The organism is Kiloniellales bacterium (assembly GCA_030064845.1).
In the GTDB taxonomy this organism is placed as follows: Bacteria; Pseudomonadota; Alphaproteobacteria; order Kiloniellales; family JAKSDN01; genus JASJEC01.
Window position 1 is genome coordinate 22,251 of the sequence record JASJEC010000014.1, and the last position, 20,406, is coordinate 42,656.

At 67.8% G+C, this 20,406-nt stretch carries 19 protein-coding genes; 8 read left to right on the plus strand and 11 right to left on the minus strand.

What is annotated here, in order from left to right; translation table 11 throughout:
• Positions 1-14: 14 nt before the first annotated feature.
• The 3 genes from QNJ67_07615 to QNJ67_07625 all read right to left on the minus strand — a co-directional run bounded on the left by QNJ67_07615 (position 15) and on the right by QNJ67_07625 (position 3,650).
• Positions 15-503 carry an ASCH domain-containing protein gene (locus tag QNJ67_07615; GenBank protein MDJ0608830.1) on the minus strand — a complete coding sequence of 163 codons (489 nt, stop codon included), beginning with the start codon at positions 501-503 and terminating at the stop codon, positions 15-17.
• A gap of 60 nt (positions 504-563) precedes the next feature.
• Positions 564-2,564, minus strand: coding sequence for a trypsin-like peptidase domain-containing protein (locus QNJ67_07620; protein ID MDJ0608831.1), 2,001 nt, complete (start codon positions 2,562-2,564; stop codon positions 564-566).
• Between the two features lie 78 nt (positions 2,565-2,642).
• Positions 2,643-3,650: a hypothetical protein gene (locus QNJ67_07625; protein MDJ0608832.1), complete on the minus strand. Its 1,008-nt coding sequence runs from the start codon at positions 3,648-3,650 to the stop codon at positions 2,643-2,645.
• 290 nt (positions 3,651-3,940) lie between these two features.
• Here QNJ67_07625 and QNJ67_07630 point away from each other — a divergent pair, with 290 nt between their 5' ends.
• The 3 genes from QNJ67_07630 (at position 3,941) to QNJ67_07640 (ending at position 6,105) form a co-directional block, all read left to right on the plus strand.
• Positions 3,941-4,321, plus strand: coding sequence for a hypothetical protein (locus QNJ67_07630; protein MDJ0608833.1), 381 nt, complete (start codon positions 3,941-3,943; stop codon positions 4,319-4,321).
• A 164-nt stretch (positions 4,322-4,485) separates the two neighbouring features.
• Complete coding sequence (locus QNJ67_07635) at positions 4,486-5,412, plus strand: aldo/keto reductase (GenBank protein ID MDJ0608834.1); 927 nt, start codon at positions 4,486-4,488, stop codon at positions 5,410-5,412.
• Positions 5,413-5,427: 15 nt separating this feature from the next.
• A complete protein-coding gene (locus QNJ67_07640; GenBank protein MDJ0608835.1) occupies positions 5,428-6,105 on the plus strand; it encodes a DUF6064 family protein in 678 nt (225 codons plus the stop codon).
• Between the two features lie 129 nt (positions 6,106-6,234).
• Here QNJ67_07640 and QNJ67_07645 read toward each other — a convergent pair whose 3' ends face one another.
• Positions 6,235-6,978, minus strand: a complete 744-nt coding sequence (locus QNJ67_07645; protein ID MDJ0608836.1) for an SOS response-associated peptidase — start codon at positions 6,976-6,978, stop codon at positions 6,235-6,237.
• A 95-nt stretch (positions 6,979-7,073) separates the two neighbouring features.
• Here QNJ67_07645 and QNJ67_07650 point away from each other — a divergent pair, with 95 nt between their 5' ends.
• Positions 7,074-7,745 (plus strand): isochorismatase family cysteine hydrolase, encoded by a 672-nt coding sequence (locus tag QNJ67_07650; GenBank protein ID MDJ0608837.1) that lies wholly within the window; start codon positions 7,074-7,076, stop codon positions 7,743-7,745.
• 8 nt (positions 7,746-7,753) lie between these two features.
• Here the strand turns inward: QNJ67_07650 and QNJ67_07655 are convergent, their stop codons facing one another.
• The 6 genes from QNJ67_07655 to QNJ67_07680 all read right to left on the minus strand — a co-directional run bounded on the left by QNJ67_07655 (position 7,754) and on the right by QNJ67_07680 (position 12,730).
• Positions 7,754-8,245, minus strand: coding sequence for an Lrp/AsnC family transcriptional regulator (locus tag QNJ67_07655; protein ID MDJ0608838.1), 492 nt, complete (start codon positions 8,243-8,245; stop codon positions 7,754-7,756).
• 183 nt (positions 8,246-8,428) lie between these two features.
• Positions 8,429-9,157 carry a haloacid dehalogenase type II gene (locus QNJ67_07660; GenBank protein MDJ0608839.1) on the minus strand — a complete coding sequence of 243 codons (729 nt, stop codon included), beginning with the start codon at positions 9,155-9,157 and terminating at the stop codon, positions 8,429-8,431.
• Positions 9,154-9,318: a hypothetical protein gene (locus tag QNJ67_07665; protein MDJ0608840.1), complete on the minus strand. Its 165-nt coding sequence runs from the start codon at positions 9,316-9,318 to the stop codon at positions 9,154-9,156. The genes QNJ67_07660 and QNJ67_07665 overlap by 4 nt, the downstream gene beginning before the upstream one ends.
• Before the next feature lie 110 nt (positions 9,319-9,428).
• Entirely contained in the window at positions 9,429-9,737 is a 309-nt protein-coding gene (locus tag QNJ67_07670; protein MDJ0608841.1) for a GIY-YIG nuclease family protein, read from the minus strand.
• A 14-nt stretch (positions 9,738-9,751) separates the two neighbouring features.
• Positions 9,752-11,002, minus strand: a complete 1,251-nt coding sequence (locus tag QNJ67_07675; GenBank protein MDJ0608842.1) for a Xaa-Pro peptidase family protein — start codon at positions 11,000-11,002, stop codon at positions 9,752-9,754.
• A gap of 117 nt (positions 11,003-11,119) precedes the next feature.
• On the minus strand, positions 11,120-12,730 hold the full coding sequence (locus tag QNJ67_07680; GenBank protein ID MDJ0608843.1) for a 5-guanidino-2-oxopentanoate decarboxylase: 1,611 nt from the start codon (positions 12,728-12,730) through the stop codon (positions 11,120-11,122).
• Positions 12,731-13,105: 375 nt separating this feature from the next.
• Here QNJ67_07680 and QNJ67_07685 point away from each other — a divergent pair, with 375 nt between their 5' ends.
• Positions 13,106-14,902 carry a gamma-glutamyltransferase family protein gene (locus QNJ67_07685; GenBank protein ID MDJ0608844.1) on the plus strand — a complete coding sequence of 599 codons (1,797 nt, stop codon included), beginning with the start codon at positions 13,106-13,108 and terminating at the stop codon, positions 14,900-14,902.
• Between the two features lie 130 nt (positions 14,903-15,032).
• Positions 15,033-15,317, plus strand: coding sequence for a hypothetical protein (locus QNJ67_07690; protein MDJ0608845.1), 285 nt, complete (start codon positions 15,033-15,035; stop codon positions 15,315-15,317).
• Positions 15,318-15,393: 76 nt separating this feature from the next.
• On the opposite strand, the gene QNJ67_07695 is transcribed toward QNJ67_07690, so the two are convergent.
• Positions 15,394-17,271 (minus strand): S8 family peptidase, encoded by a 1,878-nt coding sequence (locus QNJ67_07695; GenBank protein ID MDJ0608846.1) that lies wholly within the window; start codon positions 17,269-17,271, stop codon positions 15,394-15,396.
• A 249-nt stretch (positions 17,272-17,520) separates the two neighbouring features.
• Here QNJ67_07695 and QNJ67_07700 point away from each other — a divergent pair, with 249 nt between their 5' ends.
• On the plus strand, positions 17,521-19,179 hold the full coding sequence (locus QNJ67_07700) for a choline dehydrogenase (GenBank protein ID MDJ0608847.1): 1,659 nt from the start codon (positions 17,521-17,523) through the stop codon (positions 19,177-19,179).
• A complete protein-coding gene (locus tag QNJ67_07705) occupies positions 19,160-20,389 on the plus strand; it encodes a Zn-dependent hydrolase (protein MDJ0608848.1) in 1,230 nt (409 codons plus the stop codon). The genes QNJ67_07700 and QNJ67_07705 overlap by 20 nt, the downstream gene beginning before the upstream one ends.
• The last annotated feature ends 17 nt before the right edge of the window (positions 20,390-20,406 follow it).

The following is a 20,406-nucleotide window of genomic DNA, read 5'->3' on the forward strand; positions in this document are numbered from 1 at the left end:
CGCCCACGCATCAGTCAAACGGACACGTCGGCCACGTCCGGTGGCCAGACAATCTCGAACCTCTCGAACACGGTTTGGATCTGGTCCGACATCTCGAAGCCTTCCCGAGCGGCCTGGTCGGCAAAATAGTCTCGGTGGCCGGAAAGCCAGCAGTCCCGCGTCCGGTCGCCTTCGCCTTCGTCCCAGGCGAAAGCGTCGTCGACCTCGATGAGCGGCTTCACGACGATCTCCGTCGTGCGCCAGATACACCTCGGGGCCCCCTTGCTGTCGACGACCATGACGAAGTCGGCGACCTGCGGCATCACTTCGCCGCCTGGCGCGTAGTCTCTCAAGAGCGACGCCGTTGCTCGCTTGGTGCCGCACAGGACCAGTTCGACGAGCTCGTCCCAGGGTTCGCTTCCATCGCCGAAAACCGCAACCGTATAGTCGCGCTCGACTGTGCCCTTCGCCGCAACGAACCCGGCCCAATAGTCATCTGTCGCCGGTGTCTTCTCGAGCCCCATGCCGCCGGAGCATAGTCGGGTGTCCCGACGTGCTCAACGGGTCGGGGACGAGACCCGCGGTCAGTCGCCGGAGCCGGCTTGCCGTTCTATTGCCGCCGCAAGGGCCCGCAAGAGCGCGGCGGGCTGGTTCTGGTAGGCCCGCAGCAGGGCCTCGACGCGTTCGTCCGCTTCGGCGGGCGCTTCGCCGGTCAGGCTGAGGCGCGCAATGACCGGCCGATGATCCGAGATCTCCTTGTCGAACTCCGGAATCCGCTTGTCGGCCGCGAGGATGAAGAAGTCGCTGTCTTGCTTCGCGGCCATGTTGGGGGAGAGAAAGATGTGGTCGATCAGCGAACCGAAGCGCGGGCTGAGGTAGGTCAGCGCGCCGCTCTCCTCGTCGGCCGCGCTCAAGGCTTGAAAACCCTCGACACTCAGAGGGTCGAAGTCGCCGGACTTCAGTTCGGCATTGAAGTCGCCGCCGAGCACCCAGTCCTGGTCGTGGCCCTGCTTCTGCATAATGTCGATCGCCTCGGCCAGCAGCGAGCTCGCCATGCGCCGGCGCTTCTTGCCCTCCGCCTTGGCCTTGAGGTGCAGGGGGACGAGGAAGAAGTCGAAGGGGCGTTGCGTGCCGGGCGTGCTGGATAGCGCGGTAAAGTGGAAGAGCCCGGGAAAGCGGTTGAAGATCTTGCCTTCGACGGCTTCCATCTCGATCTCGTCGAACTCCTCGCTGTGGGCCCTCAAGGCCTCCGCGATCTTGTCCGGCCAGGGCACCCGCACGCAGGAGACGGTCTCGCTGTTCCACATGACGGTCGTGGTCTGCCGGTGCTCGGAGGCTTCCGGCTCCGAGGCCAAGCACTCATAGCGCTGGCCGAATTCCTGGCGCATGCGCGCCGCCAAGGCCCGGGTCGCCTGGGGCGAGGACTCCGAGAAGGCCCAGATATCCAGCTTCAGGTCGGCGACGATGCCCGCGACCTTGCCGAGCTTCTTCCGATAGTGCCGATTGAACCACTCGATGTTCCAGAAGGCGATGTCGATGTCCCGTTCCTTGCCGTAGTAGGTCTCGATCACCGCTTCGAGGTTCTCCTCCTGCGCGCCGCCGCCGCGGCCGCGCACCCCGAAGAAGCCGGTGAAGCTGTCCTCGCCCTTGATTTCGGCGAGCACCTTCGAGGCCGCGTCGCGCTCGTCCTCGCTGTCCAGCCGCAACTCCAGATCGGCCGCGATGGCGGAGATCTTGACGCCCTCGTTGAGACGCTTGGGCGGCGTGCCCTCGCTGCCGACCGGGAGTTCTTGCTCCAGGTTCCTGCGGCTGGCGTGATGCAGGGCTTTCAGTTGCCAGTTGTTGTCGAAGACGGGCGAGCCGGAACTGCCTCCCTCCGTGTCGGTCACGTAGTGAAGAAACAGGGGGTGATCATCGGGCAGGACCTGGTTGTCCTGCAGCACGACCTCCTTCGGGCGCCCATCGGGATGCTGAATGATGTTGGCCCGTTTCATGAAATCGGTCGCGAAGGCGCCGCGGTACATCTGGATCGCGCCGAAGCCGTCGGCCGGCTCCTTGAGCGCGACAAAGGTATAGTCCAGGCCGCCCGATGCCTGGCTGGTGATGAAGAGAGACTTCGGGTCGAGCGCCACGGTGGTCGTTTGCCCGGCGTTCTCCCCGTCGGCGTGGTAGTCGAAGATCGCACTGGCGCTCTGCGCGACCTCTTTGCTGTTCAGCACATGGTGGTTGGTCAGCAGGAGGCCGGGTGCGACCAGAAAACCGGTGCCGTTCCACGCCCCGGGGAACCCGTTGTAGCTTACCCCTTCCGCCTCGATCTTGCAGACCGCGCGGCCGAGGGTGGAGGCCTGCCGCAGCACGCCGAAGGGCAAGAAGTTGTCCGTCCCGATCCGCGCCTCGAAGCGTCTGTCATAGAGGCTCTGCTTGCGCTGCGCCCAACCCGACGCGAAGTGCTGCCGGTCGGCGATGCCGGCCCGGCGGGACAGCCTGTCGAAGCGCTGCTTGAAATCGGCTGTCGGTAGCGCAAACTCGCTCGGTTCGCACAGGATCTTCGGGAGGGTCTCGCCCTCGTCCTTGTTGTCGGTCATGCCCCTGTCCTCGTTTCGTGGCGCGCCGGCCGTGGCGCGCCGGTCTCTCGCCCCTAGCTCGCGGAGTTAAGGCGGCCCTCAGACTATGTGCTGCTGGAGGGCGACTCGAAAACGATCGGCGACTTCCCTGAAGCCGCGCTTGGTGCCGTGGATCTCGTCGGCCCAGTCCTCGAGCTTCGGCATGCTGCCCCTGGCATCGACCACGAAGACCCGGCCGGATGGATCTGCTGCGGCCACGTCGTGCATCATGTCGTAGAGCGCGTCGATCATGATCTTGATCACGTCGCGGCGGATTCCGTCCTCGGGGAAGCCGCGGTCCTTGAAGGGGCCGCCCAGCCATTCGTCCTTCGCCGCCCAAATCGGGGATCGCGGGTCCTTCTGCCCATGCGGGTAGGGGAAGACGTAGTCGTAGCCGTGTATGAAGATCGGCAAATCAGTAAATCGCTGATTCTGGCGAATCGATCCGACCACGGAGAGATAGGCGTCTTTCAGCTTTTGCAGGGTGGGATTGAAGGCGCCGCGGTCGATATGCCAGGCCGCGCTCTGACCCGGGTGGTACTCCTTCAACAGATTTTTGAGCACCGGGTTGCCGGACGCATCCTCGCCGATCACGTCGTTGCCGGCGGCGGAGAAGAGAAAGCCCTTTACGCGGTCGTGCCAACGGTTTAGGCCGCGCAGGTACTCGCGATTGCTGCCGGTCATATTGGATGCGGTGTCGCCGGCCGCCCCGAGGCTCCATATCAGGTAGTCATCGTCGAGGTGATCGATTGTCTCCCTGATCAGGAAAGGAAACTGGAACCAGGAATCGCCCTCCGAGACGAGAACGGGGCGTTGGTCGCCCCCGTTGATCGCGCGAAGGAAACGGCTCTGTCGCCGCCACCGGCAGAGCGCGTTGCCGAAGTTCATGGCGCTCTCCAGTTCGAGTTCCTCCGGACTGATCTCGACCAGGTCCGGATTCAGCACGAACTGGGGGTTCAAGGGGCTGCTCGTCTCGGTGTCGATCTTGAGGTACTCGGCAATCGCCTCGTCGTCGACGTCCAAGTCGAAGATTAGTTTGTTTATCTCTTCGCGAGAAATCTTTGTCATGGCTTGGGTTTCCAACTCTCGAAAATCGGGTTCATAACAACGCTCCGCTGCGCGTACCAAACTTGAAACCGCAGACCGAAATGAGAGCCCGAGGTCGGCGTTTCAATCAAAGTCAAAGCCTGATGCTATCAGAAATTGAGAAGCCGCGTAAGGCTCTAACGCTTGTGATTCTCCATGTCCGATCGGGCCAAGTGGGAGCGGCCGGACAGGGCGAAGTGCCGCAATTGCCCCGCCTGGATCGCTCGGATGCCGGCTGATAGTCTGACGCTTCACGTCTGGTGGAGGACGTCATGACGCCCGCCATGAAGCAGCTTCCCGAGATCATCTATGTCGACGGCGTCCTTCACACGCTCTACACGACGCCCCTCTTGCCGTGGCTGCGCAGGCAGGATCCGCCGTCCGTCTTCGACCGGCGGACGCCTCAATGCGAGCGCGGCTACATCGGCCGTTGGAAGATCGAGAACGAGACCCTCTGGCTGACCGGTCTCTATGCTTGGCGCAACGGGAAGGACACGAGGCTGTCGGACTTCTTCGGCGACCGGGACGAGGTCGCCGCGGACTGGTTCACCGGACCCCTGGTCTTCGAGCCCGCGGCCCAGTCGATCGCCGACGGCGCCTATCCGAAAGTGACGACGATGTTCGTCGAAGCGGGCCGGATCGTCCGGGAGTAGAGCCGGTTGTTTGCCGCGTGACGACGGTTGGCGCGTGGCGGTTCCGAGGTCGAGATCCCGCCCCTCGTCTAGCAATTGCCGCTGTCCGGTCCATGTCTATTAGGCTGCCGGCGTCCGCCGGTGCGGTGTTCGGCGAGCCGAAACTCGGAGGGAAGGGCAGGATCGTGAAACCGGAACTGACGAGACGGAGATTCGTCCAGGCCGCCCTGGGTGCCGCGGCGGGCGCGGGCGCGGCGCTGGGGCCGGCGCGGGCCCTGGCGGGCGACGGCACCATGCATGTGATCCCCTCGTCCGGCGAGGCGATCCCTTCGGTCGGCCTGGGCTCGTGGATCACCTTCAACGTGGGCAACGACCCCGTGCTCAAGGACGAGTGCGCAGCGGTCATGGAGGCCTTCTTCAACGCCGGCGGCGGCATGATCGACTCCTCGCCCATGTACGGCTCGGCGCAGCCCGTCATCGGCTACGGCCTGGAGAAGCTCGGCCACCCGGCCTCGCTCTTCTCGGCGGACAAGGTTTGGACCTCCTCCGGGAACGAGGGGCCGGCCCAGATCGAGCAGACGCGGCGCTATTGGGGCGTGCCGAAGTTCGACCTGCTCCAGGTCCACAACCTGCGCGCCTGGAAGCCGCACCTGGAGACGCTATTCGAGATGAAGGCGACGGGCGCGCTCCGCTACGTCGGGATCACGACCTCCCACGGCCGGCGCCACGACCTCTTCGAGGAGGTCATGCACAGCCAGCCGCTGGACTTCGTCCAGCTGACCTACAACATCGTGGACCGCGAGGCCGAGGACCGGCTCCTGCCGCTGGCGCGCGACCGGGGCATCGCGGTCATCGTCAATCGGCCCTACCAGCGGGGCGCGCTGATCAGCCGCCTCGAGGGCAAGCCGCTACCGCCCTGGTCGGCCGAGACCGGCGCGCGTTCCTGGGCCCAGTTCCTGCTGAGGTTCATCATCTCCCACCCGGCGGTCACCACGGCGATTCCGGCGACGACCCGGGTCGACCACGTCCTGGAGAACAAGCAGGCGGCCGAGGGCCTTAAACCCGACGCGGCCATGCGCCGGCGCATGGCGGCCTATGTCCGGGAGCTGTAAACCCGGCCATCCCTGATGGCGGCCTGGGAGAGCTACAGCCCGGCGGACTTCCTGCTGTTCTCGCCGCGCGCCTACTGGCGGCTGTTCGAGCAGGTCAACGCGGAAGCCTGGCCTTGGCAGATCGCGATTCTGCTGCTCGGCGCGGCGGCGCTGTTGTTCGCGCTGCGGCCGCGGCCCTGGTCGGACCGCGTCGTGGCCGGGCTGCTGGCGCTGGCCTGGATCTGGACCGGTCTCCGCTTCGTGGGCCACTACTACGGCGAGATCAACTGGCTCGCCGCCGACGCGATGCCGCTCTTTCTGGTTCAGGGCGCGCTGCTCGCCGGGCTCTGCGCCCTCCCTCCGCTGGGACGGCAGCCGGCCGGCCACAGCGCCCTCGATCTCGCCGGGCCCGTGCTCCTGGTCTACGCCCTGCTTCTGCATCCCCTGGCCGCGCCTGTCGCGGGACGGCCGCTCGCGGCCGCCGAGCTCGTCGGCCTGGCGCCCGATCCCGGCGCCATTGCGACGCTCGGGTTTCTCCTGCTGCTGCGGCGCCGCGCGGTCACCTGGCTGCTCGCCGCGCTCCCGCTGCTCTGGTGCCTGGCGAGCGCCGCGACCCTCCTGACCATGGGGACGGCCCAGGGGGCGGTGCCGCTCGCATCCGCGCTGCTTTTCCTTATCGCGCGGCTCTGGCCGGCTAGAGCAGATCGCGATTAATCGGATTCGCCTGAGGCGATCCGTTAATCGCGTGAATCTGCTCTAAACTTCCGATGTAGAGCGGATTCACGCGCCTTAATCGGCATCCTTGCTTGATCCCGATCAAAACGCGATCCGCTCTGGGCGTGATCACTCGAACAGCGGCAGGGAGGCCGGCTTCTTCTCGCCCTTCTTGTTATCAGGCGGGGCGTCGCCCACCGGTTCCTCGACCGGCTCGATGATGCCGGGGTCGTCGTTGGTCACCTTGTTGACCCGGGTCGAGATCGGGTGGGCCACCAGCTCGGCGCCGGGGCCGCCGGCCATGGCCTTTGCGGCCGCCTCGGTATCCTCCGCGACGGTCAGCCAGGTGTCGTAGCTTTCGGGCGCCAGGATGACCGGCATGCGGTGGTGGATCTCGGCGATGGGACCGCGCGCGTCCGTCGTGGCGATGGTGCAGGTCTCCACCGTCTCGCCGTCGGCGGGGTTGCGCCAGCTCTCCCACAGGCCTGCGAAGGCGAAGGGCGCGCCGTCGGGCAGGGTGATGCGGTAGGGCTGCTTGCCGCCGCCCTCAAGCTTGCGCCACTCATAGAAGCCGTCGGCCAGGATCAGGCAGCGGCGCTTGGCGAAGGCCTTCCGGAAGGCGGGTTTCTCGGCCAGGGTCTCGGCCCGGGCGTTGATCATGCGGCTGCCGATCGCGAGGTCCTTGGCCCAGAAGGGCACCAGGCCCCAGCGCAGCAGGGAGAAATGCCGCTCGCCGTCCTCGCCGAGCCGGACCGCCGGCACCTGCTGCGTCGGCGCCACGTTGTAGCGGGCCTGCAGGTTCGGCTGCTCGACGAAGCCGAAGATCCGGCGCAGGGCCTCGCTCGGCGTGGTGATGGAGTAGCGGCCGCACATGGGCCGACCTTAGCAGGCGCCGCCGGGACGGTCATGTCCGCGATATTGCGACCGTGCTAGCCTCGCGAAGGCATAACCAAGGGGCAGGAAGAGCCATGATCGAGAAAGGTTTCAGCGTCGCCTGCCGGGCCGGGCGGACCTACGATTTCGACCCGAACTCGACCGCCCTCCTGGTGATCGACATGCAGAAGGACTTCCTCGCGCCCGAGGGCATGTGCGGCCAGCTCGGCGAGGACCTGAGCGCGCTGACCGCCATCGTGCCGCGCATTTCCCGGCTGCTCGACGCGGCGCGCGCTGCGGGGCTGACGGTGATCCACACACGCGAGGGCTACGCGCCCGACCTTTCCGACGTCCATCCCCTGAAGCGCGAGCGCGACGGCCCCGGGACGCCGGGCCCGCTCGGCCGCTTCCTGATCCGCGGCGAGGCGGGCCACGACTTCATCGAAGAGCTGCGCCCCGCGCCAGGCGAAGCGGTGATCGACAAGCCCGGCTTCGGCGCCTTCTACCGCACCGACCTGGAGGCACGACTGAGAGGGCAGGGGATCACCCACCTGATCCTGACCGGCGTGACCACCCAGTGCTGCGTCTTCTCGACCCTGCGCGAGGCGGTCGACCGGGGCTTCTGGTGCCTCCTGCTAGAGGACTGCTGCGCCGCCTTCGACCCCGCCGACCAGGCCGCCACCCTGCAGATCATCCAGAGCGAGAACCACCTCTTCGGCTGGATCGCCGAGAGCGGCGGGGTCGCGGGGGCGATGGAGGGGACGTGAAGGCGGCGCTAGTCTTCGCTCAACAGCGTCGTTAGGTTCGGTCGTCGCCCCTCGATCGGCGACTTGATCACGATGTAGCTGAAGTACTTGGCGATGCCGACGTCGGCGGCGAGCAGGCGTTCGACGATTGCCTGGTAGTCGGCGATGCCGCGGGTCAGGAACTTGACCAGGTAGTCGTAGCCGCCGCTGATCAGGTGGCACTCGACGACGCTGGGCTCCTCGGCGATCACCGCCTCGAAGCGCAGGAAATCGGCCCGGGCGTGGCTCGTCAGGGTGATCTCGGTGAAGACGGTGACGGTCTCGCCCAGCTTGGCGAGGTCGAGCACGGCCTCGTAGCCGGTGATAAAACCGGCGGCCTCCAGGCGTTTCACCCGCTGCAGGCAGGGGCTTGGCGAGAGGCCGACCCGCCCGGCCAGGTCGACGTTGGACAGACGCCCCTCGGCCTGCAGCGCGGCCAGGATCTTGAGGTCGATACGGTCGAGCTTCACATCGCCGGTCATGAATTGCTCAGTGGCTGCAGCCCTACCGAGGCCTTGATCGACGTCATCCTTCGACAGGCTCAGGATGAGGGTCTAGTTTGCAGAAGAGGACGTATCCATCTTCCGCCGGCCAACAAATACACCCCTCACCCTGAGCTTGTCGAAGGGTGATGGTGCCGGCTAGGCACCCATGCTTCGTTGCGTCTAGCCCTCGCGCAGGGCTTCCTGGTGCGCCTTGGCGAGGGCGGCCATGGAGGTGAAGTGGAAGTCCACGGCCGGCTTCTCGCCCGGCGGCATGGTGGCGCCCCAGCCGCCCTGGTCGTGGCGCCGGTCGATCCAGGCCGTGGCCAGGCCGAAGGCGCGGGCCTGCTCGTGGTCGTGGAACAGGCTCTGGGCCGTGTGCAGGATATCGGCCTTCTCCAGGCCCAGGTCGGACTTCAGGTGCTCCAGCATGTACTTGAAGTTTCGCGGGTCCGGCTTGTAGGAGCCGACGTCCTCGGCCGTGTAGATCGCGTCGAAGGTGACGCCCAGCTTCTCGTTGCTGGCGGCGAAGGAGGTCCGGTCGACGTTGGACAGGATCACCAGCTTGTAGAACTTCTGGAGATACTGCAGCGCGGCGGCGGAGTCCGCGAAGGCCGGCCAGTGCTTCACCGAGTCGCCGAAGGTCCGGTGCATCTCGGCCGGGGCGTCGATCTCGAAACGCGCGGCGAGCTGCTCGTGGACCTGGGTCAGGAGCTCGGGATAGCGCAGGCCCGGCGTCGCCCTCTGCTGGGCCGACTCGTGGCTGGCGTAGACCTGGAGCAGCTCGTTCTCGGGCATCTTGAGGCCGCCGAGGGCGACCAGCGGCTGGAGCGCGTCGGCGATGCCCCGCTCCCAGTCGATCAGCGTGCCGTAGCAGTCGAAGGTGAGAACCTTGAAGTCGGTGAGTTTCATGGCGCGTCCCCCGGGCGTTCGGTGGCGATGGCTCGGACCTTACCGGGATCGCGCCCGCAGGTGCGCCCGAAGTTCGGCGGCATTGCGGTGGATGCCGCTGCGCGACCGGCGCTCGACAGCATGATCTGCGGCCGGGTTTTGGCGCCCTTGATCGACTTCATCCTTCGACAGGCTCAGGATGAGGGTCAGGTTTTCAGAGGTTGGCGTCCTCAAGTACCGCTTACTCCTAGGTTAAAGAAAACCAACTCTCACCCTGAGCCCAATTTCCCCCTCACCCTGAGCTTGTCGAAGGGTGATGGTTGCGGCCCCGTGACAGCTCTCTCAGCAACGCCATGTCGCCCTTGATCAGGGCTTCCTTCTTTGCCCGGCTCCATCCCTTCAGCTGCCGCTCGGCGGCAATGGCATCGGTAATGCGGTCGAACTCCTGGGCGTAGACCAGGCGCAACGGCCTTCGCCGCCGTGTATAGCCCTTGACGATACCGGTCTGATGCTCGCCCACGCGCTGTTCCAGCGCTTTTCGGGTCGAGCCGACGTAGTAGCTCCGGTCCGAGCAGCGCAAAATGTAGACCCACGCCGCCACCTCGTTCCCGCTACCTAAAGCCAGTCCTCCTCCATGGGATAGGTCGAGAGGCTCTCGATTCCGTCGGCGGTGACCAGGACCTGCTCCTCCAGCTTGACGCCTTCCTTGCCGCCCTCGACGCCGATGAAGGACTCGACGCAGAGCGTCATGCCTTCCTCGATGATCCCCTCGTAGCCGCGCGCTTCGAAGTCGGGCCAGTGCTTCATGGAGGGGTACTCGTCGGCCAGGCCGACGCCGTGGATCAGGCTGCCGTAGCGGTTCGAGAGGAACTCCTCGGGGATCGGCCAGGCTGTCTCCGAGACCTCGCGGAAGCTCTTGCCCGGCTTGAGCAGCGCCTTGTTGTGCTGGATCTGCTCGTAGCTGGCGGCATAGAGCCGGCGCTGCTCGTCGGTCGGTCTGTCGCCGCAGACCCAGGCCCGGGAGATGTCGGCGCAGTAGCCGTAGGGCCCGATCAGGTCGGTGTCGAAGCTGACGAGGTCGCCCTTCTCGATCGGCCGCATGGAGCACTCGCGGAACCAGGGGTTGGTGCGCGGGCCGGAGGAGAGCAGGCGGGTCTCGATCCACTCGCCGCCGAGGCGGATGTTGGTCTCGTGCAGCTTGGCCCAGAGCGCGTTCTCGGTGATGCCCGGTACCAGGCACTCGCGCATGGCCCTCATGCCTTCCTCGCAGACCGCTACCGCGGCCCGCATCAGGGCCAGCTCCTCGGCCGACTTGATGGCACGGGCCTGTTCCGCCACCTCCTCGCCGTGGCAGAGCTCGATGCCCTGGGCGCGCAGCGCGTCGCAGCCCATGTGGGAAAGGCGGTCGACCGCGAGACGCTTGTTGCCGCCGCCGTGCCTGGCCAGGAGGTCGACGATCTGGTCGGCGAAGATCCGCGCCTTCTCCTCGCCCCGGTCCGCCGCCGCGAAGTAGTAGAAGCTCGACATGGTACGGTACTCGTCGACCGTCGGCAGGTCTTCGGCCAGGTGCGGGTGGTTGGCGTAGTCGAAGAGAACGACGGGCCCCTCGGTCGCGACGAAGACGCAGCGGGTCTCGTAGTGGGAGCACCAGATCTGCATGTTGGTGGCGTCGGTCGCGTAGCGCGTGTTGATCTGGTCGAACAGCAGCAGGCCGGCGCAGTCCCGGGCCTTGAGCTCCTCGCGCAGCCGGCTGAGCCGGTAGAGCCGGACGACGTCGAGGTCGACAGGCGGCTCGGAGTACTCCATGGCGCCGTGCTGGCGCGCGCGGTTGGGCTTCGAGGTCGCGGGGGCGGCTTGGATTGCCATGGGCGGGCTCCTTCCTCGTCTCGGCCGAACTGGCCGCTCGATTGTCCGCCTCGGCCCCGGAAACGCCGGACGGAAACCCGACCCTTAAGGCCCGAAAAGCGGCAGGCGCGGCGGTGCCTAGAAGTCGTTCTCGAGGATCTCGATCAGGGTCGCCTCGCCCGAATCTGCAGCGGACTTCAGCCCCTTGGATAGCGCGTCATGGTTATGCGCCCGTAAAGCCCGCCAGCCAAAGCTCTCGGCCAGGGCCAGGTGGTCCGGCGGCTTCGGAGTGACCGCGAGGGGCTCGATCCCGCGCCGGAGGAAGCCGTCGCGGATCTCGCCCAGGGCGAAGTTGTTCCAGACCACGACGATGAGCGGCAGATCCTCGTCGATCGCGGTGGCCATCTCCTGCACCGTATAGAGCAGGCCGGAATCGCCGACCAGGACCACGGCCGTACGGTCCGGCTCGGCCAGCTTGCCGCCGAGGGCGTTGGGCAGGGCGTGGCCGAGGCAGCCGAAGCCGAGCGGATGGCTGTACTGGCGGGGCCGGTCGAAGCTACCGATCCGCGCCGCCGTATAGGCCAGCTGGGTCATGTCGCCGAAGAAGAGGCTGTCCTCGGGCAGGGCCGCCCGGATCGTCGCCAGGACCTTGGCGTGGCGTTTCTCCAGGGGGTCGAGGCTCTCGGTCATGGCCGCGCGGGTCGCCGCGACCCGGCTCTCGGCGTCCTTGCGCGCGCCGGCTGGGGCGGCGCGGGTCGCCGCGGTAAGAGCCGCCGCGGTCAGCCCGGCGTCGGCCTGAATCGCGACGGCGGCGTTGTGGTGGTCGGCCAGCTTCTCCCGGTCGAGATCGACCCGGATCAGGTGTTCGGGCGGCTGCAGCGGCGCGTACCACTGGTCGATCACGCCCATCTCGGTGCCCAGGGCGATCAGGACGTCGGCCCTTTCGGCCACCTTCCGGCCCGCCTCGAAGCTCATGGCCGCGCCGAGGGAGAGCGGATGCGAGCCGGGAAAGCAGCCGATCCCGCCGACCGTGTTGATCACCGGTGCCGCCAGGTGCTCGGCCAGCGCGCGGATCTCCTTCGCGCACCGCGCCGTGCCGCCGCCGACGTAGAGCAGGCGCTTCTTCGCCCGGTCGATCAGCCCGGCCGCCTCGGCGAGGGCCTCGGGCGCCGGCGCCGGGGAGCGGCTCACGCCGCGCGCCCGCCATTGGCTTTTGAAGTCGGCGGCAGCGACGCTCCCGGCCAGCACGTCGGTCGGGATCTCGATATGGACCGGGCGCGGCCGGCCCGAGGCGAAGACCGCGAAGGCCCGGGCCACCAGATCGGGCAGGTCGGCCGGGCTGTAGGCCGTGGCGCTGAAGGCGGTGATGCTTTCGGTCAGGCCGCGCTGGTCGCGCATCTCGTGGCCGTCGCCCCAGCCCTTGCCGAGCGAGGTAAGCGCCAAGTTGGACGTCACGACCAGGAGGGGCAGGGAGTCGTTGTGCGCCGAGGCGATCGGCGTCGCCGCGTTCAAGAGGCCCGGCCCGGTCGCCAGGAAGCAGACGCCGGGCTTGCCGCTCAAGCGCGCGTAGCCCTCTGCCATGAAGCCCGCGCCCTGCTCGTGGCGCGCCAGGACGTGGCGGACCGGCCGGCCGTGCAGGCCGCGGTAGAGCTCGATGATGTGGGTCGCCGGGATGCCGAAGACCTGCACGACGCCGTAGGCCTCGAGCAGGCGCACCAGGGCCTCGCCGCAGGTCAGCTGATCGGACATCAGAGCACCATCCCCTATCAGAGTCTTTCCTGCATTAGATCAAATAGAGCTAGGACTCCCCGCCACGCACGACATCCTCGTGTCTCTGATCGGCTTCCGGTCCCGGTGATGAAAAACAGAAAAATCGTCTGCCTGATGTTCGCGGTCGCTCTGAACTGTCTCCATGCGGAGGTGGGTGTGGCTGACGAACACACGACGGGAGTCGCGGGTTTTCTCATCTCCTCCACGCTAACCAAGCTCGCCGGCTGAAGAATCCACGGTTGTGAGCAGACATAAAGGCCTCCCTAGTCTGGTGGAAGAAGACTTGGGAAGTTAGAACCCGCCGCCTTGTGGCGGTAGTATCGGGGAGCCGCCTCCTCCGTGATTGGATCCGCCATGACCGCCGCTTTCACCACCCGACCGGAAATCCTCGGCACTTTCGGGGCCGTCACCTCGACCCACTGGCTCGCCTCGGCCAGCGGCATGGCCATGTTGGAACGCGGCGGCAACGCCTTCGACGCCGCCGTCGCCGCCGGCTTCGTGCTGCAGATCGTCGAGCCCCACCTGAACGGCCCAGGCGGCGAGGTGCCGATCCTGCTCTGGCCGGCTGGCACGGACGAACCTCAGGTCCTCTGCGGTCAGGGCGTGGCGCCGGCAGCCGCCACGATCGGCCGGTTCCGCGACCTCGGCCTCCGCCTGGTGCCCGGGACCGGCCTGCTGCCGGCCATGGTGCCCGGCGCCTTCGACGCCTGGATGCAGCTCCTGAGAGACTACGGCACGCTCGAGCTGGAAGAGGTGCTGGCGCCCGCCATCGGCTATGCCGAGGAGGGCTTCCCCCTGGTCGCCCGCGGCGTCGAGGCGATCTGGCCGGTCGCCGGGTTGTTCGAGAAGGAATGGCCGAGCTCGGCGGCAGTCTGGCTCCCGGACGGCCGGCCGCCCCGGCCCGGCGCGCGCTTCGCGACGCCGGCGATCGCCGCGACCTACCGGCGGATCCTCGAGGAAGCCAAGCCCGGCGCGGACCGGGAGGCCCGCATTGAGGCCGCGCGCGAGGCCTTCTACCGTGGCTTCGTCGCCGAGGCCATCGACCGCTTCTATCGGGATTTCGAAGCCTCGGACTCCTCCGGCCGGCGTCACCGCGGCCTCCTGACCGGCGGCGACATGGCCGGCTGGCAGGCGCATTATGAGAGCCCGGTCTTCATCGACTACCACGGCTGCCGCGTCTACAAGACCGGCCCCTGGGGCCAGGGCCCGGTCTTCCTGCAGCAGCTCGCGCTGCTCAAGGGCTTCGACCTGGCGGCCATGGATCCCCTCGGGCCCGACTTCGCGCATACGGTGATCGAGTGCGCCAAGCTCGCCTTCGCCGACCGTGACGTCTACTACGGCGACCCGGACTTCGTGGCGGTGCCGCTCGAGACCCTGCTGTCGGAGGGCTACAACGAGGCGCGGCGCAAGGAGATTAGTACCGCGGCCGACGAGGACCTCCGTCCCGGCGATTTCCAGGACGTCAAGGCGCGGGTCGCGCGCCTGCTCGAGCTCGCCGGCAGCGAAGTGGCGGAGGGGCAGGGCGGCGGCGAGCCGACCGTGGCAGACCTCGCCGGCTTCGCGCCGGCCGACGGCGACACGGTTCATCTCGACGTGATCGACCGCCACGGCAACATGGTCTCGGCGACGCCGAGCGGCGGCTGGCTGCAGAGCGCACCGGTCGTCCCGGGCCTCGGCTTTCCGCTCGGCACGCGTGGGCAGATGTTCTGGCTGAGCGAGGAGCTGCCCTCGTCGCTGGCGCCCGGGAAGCGGCCGCGCACCACCTTGAGCCCCACCATGGTCGCGCGCGACGGCCGGCCCTGGCTTGCGATCGGCACGCCGGGCGGCGACCAGCAGGACCAGTGGAGCCTGACGGTCTTCCTGCGCCATCTGCACCACGGGCTCGACCTGCAGGCGGCGATCGACGCGCCCCAGTTCCACAGCCGCCACATGATCTCCTCGTTCCACCCGCGCGGCCGCGAGGCCAAGGTCGTGGCCGCCGAATCGCGTTTCTCCCAGGGCTGGTTCCGGACCTTGACCGAACGGGGCCACGTGCTCGCGCGCGACGAGCCCTGGTCGATCGGACGGGTCTGCGCCGCGGCGCGCGACGACGGCCTGATCAAAGCCGCCGCCAACCCCCGCTTCATGCAGGGCTACGCCGTCGGTCGGTGACGCGCCGGGCCGCAACTCTCGGTTCCACTGGCTGGACAAGCTTTCAAGGAAGCTTTACGCCAATGCGCAGGGAGCACGCGGTACCTCCGAGGCCGGGCTCCGGACCTGGAAAACTAGCGGGAGGCGGATGGTGGCACCGATAAAGACACGGCTGCCGCGGAATCTGGGGCCACGCGTCAAGCGCGAGCTCCTGACCGCACCCGCGGACTCGACCCTGATCTGCGCAGCCGAGCTGTCCCCGAAGGTCTCGGGCGAGCAGCTCGAAGCCAAGATGGTGGAGTTCGGCGGCAAGGTGCGGTCACACAGCGCGGATGCCCGATTGATCACGATCGAGATCCCTGCGGCGAGGCTGCGTGATCTCGCTGCAATGCAGGGCGTTGTCTACGTCGAACTGGCCCAGACCTATACCCCGTGAGCAGGTCCGGGTGCGATGGATCGCGCGGGCGGCCCATCGCACCCCGTGACTCTGCAACACCATGCTCGAGAGCGGATCAGTCGAGCAAGTTGACCGCCGTAAGCGCATCGACGCGGCCGAAGCCCCAGGCCACGTCGAAGGGTGTCACGCCTACCGGTGGGCTGGCGGAGGCGATCAGGATCGAGCGAATCTGCTCCGCCGTTAGCTTCGGGTCCTTCTGAAGCAAGAGCGCCACGATGCCGGCCACGTGGGGCGAAGCCATGCTGGTGCCGCTCATCCCGATCCTCATGGGATGGACGCCGCCTTGGCCGTCGGGACGCCCTCCCATGGAGTTCGCGGCGAGAATGTTCGTTCCCGGCGCGGCGACCTCGGGCTTCGCGCGGCTGTCCCGGGTCCGGCCACGGCCACTCGAATCGTTAGGCGCCAAGACGGCGTGGTCGTAGTTCGCGACGGAGACGCCGCGCCGGTTGGTGGCGGGCGTGCCAAGGGTCATGATCTGGTCGAAGTCGGTGCCCAGGAAGAAGGATTGATCCGCGTAGTTGTTTATGCTGCGGCGGACGTCGCGCTCGATCCAGGCATCGAAACGACCGTCCTGCGCCTCCAGCGCCTCGATCTCGACCTCCCACACGCCGGTGTCGATGGTGGTCCCCCGGAAAGGCGGGCTGACCTCGACATAGATGCGGGCGTCACCGCTGAGCACCGTGAACCGCTCGGAATCGATAAAGACACGATCGCCGCTGCTGTGGTCCAGCAAGGTCTGGCCTTGTTCGACCCAATCGCTCTCATTGCCCTGAGGGTCGCGCACGCGCACCCTGAAGCGGTCTCTCGAGGAGTACCAGATCTCCATCTCGTTCGGCGTGAAGTCGCCGAAGCCACGTCGAAGGACGCCGCCGCCGGGAAGGGGCAGCCGGCCGCCGACTTTCCAGTGCAGAACCCTCGAGCCTCCCGTAGACAGGTTGCCGGAGGCGTGGCCGCGCCAGATATGCTCGTTGCCGGCGGCGACCACGAAGCTCCGGCCGGGTTGCTCGAGAAAGCGGTCGATCGCACGTTCGACGATGCTCTCGCCGTCGTGGCTCCCGCCGTTCTGGCCGAGGCTCATGTTGATGACGCAGGGCAGTCCCAGCTCGTCGGCCTTCTCGAAGATGTAGGCGACGGCCTCGGCAACACGCACGGAGTCCGTGAAGGACGTGTCCGCGTCCTGGGAATTGGGTTGGACGAAGACGATCCTGGCTCCGGGCGCCGCGCCGCGGTACTGCTCGGGGGGAAAGGCGGCGTCCGCCGACCGTCCATTGCCCGCCGCCGTGCTGGCGACGTGGGTGCCGTGGCTGCCGACGCCCGGATCGTGGCGCACGATCGAGAAGGGATCTTGCCCCTGATCCATGGCCTGCAGCGCGGCGTCGATGTCGGCCGCTCTATACTCGACGCCGGTGTTGAAGTTGGCCGGCGAGGATTCGGCCCCCAGAGGTGTAAGGAACTGGTCCCACAGGAAGTCGACACGCGTCGAGCCGTCGGGATTGCGGAAGTCGTCGAGCGTATAGTCGAGGCCGAAATCGATTATTCCCACCACCACGCCCGCACCGTCGAGCCCCTCGGCGGTGCGTACCAGGTCGGCACGCGTCTCCGGCAGGGAGGTGTCGAGAGAGGGGCTGAGCTCGCGGCCCGCCTCCACCATTTCGACCGACTCCTCGGAGGCGAGCTCCTCCAGGCGGTGCAGGGGGATCTCTGCGGAGTAGATCCGGTCGATGATCTTGGTCCAGCGATGGTCGCCGAAGGACGGCGGAGGTTCGTCCGCCGACAGGGTGACCAACACTGATTTGGTGGTTGCTTCCGGCTGCAGGTTGTCGACCGAGCCGGCGACCACGCCGCGCACGACGTCGTTCTCTAGGCGTGCCGGGATGGACATGGTCCGGCAGATGCGCCGTAAGCGCGGGTCCAAATGCTTGATCTGTGCCATATCTCTTGGTCCTTTCAATCTCTTGGATCGCAAACTCACTCATCGAAAAATTCAACTCAAAGATCTAATGCGTCCTATGTCACGAATGATAGCGTGTATTCCGCGACTATCAATGGCAGAAGATCGGCTTCGCATAGCCGGATGCGGGCCGCCGGGCCTGCTTGTCCTTTCGCCGGGACGGTCAAATCGGGCGGATTCCTGACGGGCCTGTGATGGCCGCCGCCCTCCGCGCTCTGCTATCCCCGATTCATGACGCGGGAAACCTTCGACTACATCGTGGCGGGCGCGGGCTCGGCCGGCTGCATCCTGGCCCGGCGCCTCACCGACAGCGGCGCCTCGGTTCTGCTGCTGGAAGCCGGGCCGAAGGACGGCCACTGGACCATCCGCATGCCGGGCGGCCTGCGCGCGCACTACAAGCGCGACAGCCGCTACAACTGGCACCTGGAGACGGTGCCGCAGGCGCACCTCGACGGCCGCGCGCTCTACCAGCCGCGCGGCAAGACCCTGGGCGGCTCCTCCTCGATCAACGGCATGGTCTACCTGCGCGGCAACGCGCTGGACTACGAGGGTTGGGCGCAGCGGGGCTGCCGTGGCTGGAGCTATGACCAGGTGCTGCCCTACTTCAAGCGCCTGGAGCGCTTTGCGCCCGGCGCCGACGGCTACCGCGGCGGCGAGGGCCCCGTCGGGGTCCGCCGCCAGGCCGAGCTCGATCCGCTCAGCCGGGCCTTCCTCGAGGCCGGCTGCCAGGCCGGCTTCCCGGCGACGGGCGACGTCAACGGCGCGCAGCAGGAGGGCTTCTGCCGCTTCGACATGAACGTGGAGGGCGGCGTGCGCGCTTCCACGGCCCAGGCCTACCTGCGGGGATTGCCGCCCGACTCCACCCTGACAGTCCGGACCGGCGCGCTCTGCCGGCGGATTCTGCTCGACAAGGGGCGGGCCGTCGGTCTGGCCTATGGCATCGGCGGCGAGACCCGCGAGGCCTTCGCCGAGCGCGAGGTGATCGTCAGCGCCGGCGCCTTCGGCTCGCCGCAACTCCTGATGCTTTCGGGCATCGGCCCGGCCGATCACCTGCGCGCCGTCGGCATCGCGCCGGCGGTCGACCTGCCGGGCGTCGGCGGGAACCTGCACGACCACCTGGAGATCCACGTGCAGCACCGCTGCAAGCGGCCGGTCTCGCTCAACGGCTATCTGAAGCCGCACCGCATGGCCCTGGTCGGGCTCCAGTGGTTCCTCCTGAAGCAGGGCGTGGGCGCGCGCAACCAGGCAAACGCCGGGGCCTTCCTGCGCAGCAGCGACAGCGTCGCCCACCCCGACATCCAGTTCCACTTCTTCGCCGCGTTCTTCGATGGCTGGCACGTCAACCCGAACCTCCACGGCTACCGTCTCGGCGCCGGCCCCATGCGCCCAACCAGCCGGGGTCGGGTGCGCCTGCGCTCGGCGAACCCGGGCGCGCCGCTTTCGATCGATCCGAACTTCCTGGCGACGGAGGAGGACCGCCAGGGTATGCGCGACGCCTTCGCCCTGGCGCGCGTGACCCTGAAGCAGGAAGCCTTCGCGGCCTTCGACGACGGCGAAGCCGACCCGGGCCGCGACGTGCGGTCCAGGGACGAGATCGATGCCTACGTCCGGCGCATGGCGGGCAGCGCCTATCACCCCTGCGGCAGCTGCAAGATGGGCGCGGACGACGACGCGACGGCGGTGGTCGACCCCGAGGGGCGGGTGCGCGGTGTCGACGGCCTGCGGGTGGTCGACGCCTCGGTCTTTCCCGCCATTCCCAGCAGCAACATCAACTGCCCGGTGATGATGACCGCGGAGAAGCTGTCGGATAGCATCCTTGGTCTGCCGGCCTTGCCGCCGGCCGAGCTGCCGGGACGGGAGGCCCAAGCCCTTGGTCGCGATCAATCCTGAACGTCTGCTGGCCGATCTCGAACGGCTGCGCCGCTTCGGCGCCTGCGGCACCGGGGTGGTGCGGCGCTCGCTGACGCCGATCGACCTCGAGGCGCGTCACTGGCTGGTATCGCGCCTCGTCGAGGCGGGGCTCGATGCCGGGATCGACGGGCTCGGCACGGTCTTCGGCCGCTCAAAGAAGCCGGGTCCGGCGCTGCTGGTCGGTTCGCACAGCGACACCCAGCCGACCGGCGGCTGGCTCGACGGGGCGCTCGGCGTGATCTACGGGCTCGAGCTCGCCCGCGCGCTCGACGAAAACCCGGCGACCCGGGACCTGGCGCTCGAGGTCGCCTCCTGGATCGACGAGGAGGGCACCTTCGTCGGCATGCTGGGATCGAGCGCCTTCTGCGGCGAGCTGCCGCCCGAGGTGCCGCGCGAGGCGCGCAACGCCGAGGGGCAGAGCTTGGAGGCCGCGCTCGAAGCCGCCGGTCTGGCCGGCCGGCCCCGCGCCACCCTCGGGTCGCGGCCCTATCTCGGTTACCTCGAAGCTCACATCGAGCAGGGCCCCTACCTGGAGGAAGAGGGCCGTCGGATCGGCGTGGTCACCTCGATCGTCGGCATCCGCAGCTTCGACATCGTCTTCGAGGGTGAGCAGAACCACGCCGGCACGACGCCCATGGCGCGGCGCCGGGACGCGGCGCGGGCGCTTATCGCCCTGGCCCAGCAGCTGAACGTGGCCTTCGCCGCCGAGGCGGGCCCGCGCAGCGTCTGGACCGTCGGCCGCATTGAGGTCGAGCCGGGCGCGCCCAGCATCGTGCCGGGACGCGCCGCCATGGTTTTTCAGTTTCGCGACGCCGAGGAAGACCGGCTCGACGCTCTGGAGGCGGTGGCCCGCCGGCTGGTCGCCGAGGCACATGCCGCGGGGCCGATCCGTGTCTCCATCGCGCCGCGCCACGACCATACGCGCCCGGCGGTGATGGACGCCGGGCTCCAGCGGCATATCGCCGAGGCCGCGCAGGCGCATGCGCCCGGCGCCTGGACCTGCATGCCCAGCGCCGCCGGCCACGACGCCCAGGTGCTGGCAAGGCACCTGCCGTCGGCCATGCTGTTCATTCCGAGTATCGGCGGGGTCAGCCACGATTTTGCCGAGGACACGGCGCCCGACGACATCGTGCTCGGCTGCCGGGTATTGGCGACCGCGGCAGCCGCGATTCTGAAGCAGGCTTGCTAAAGCGGATTCGGCGGTTT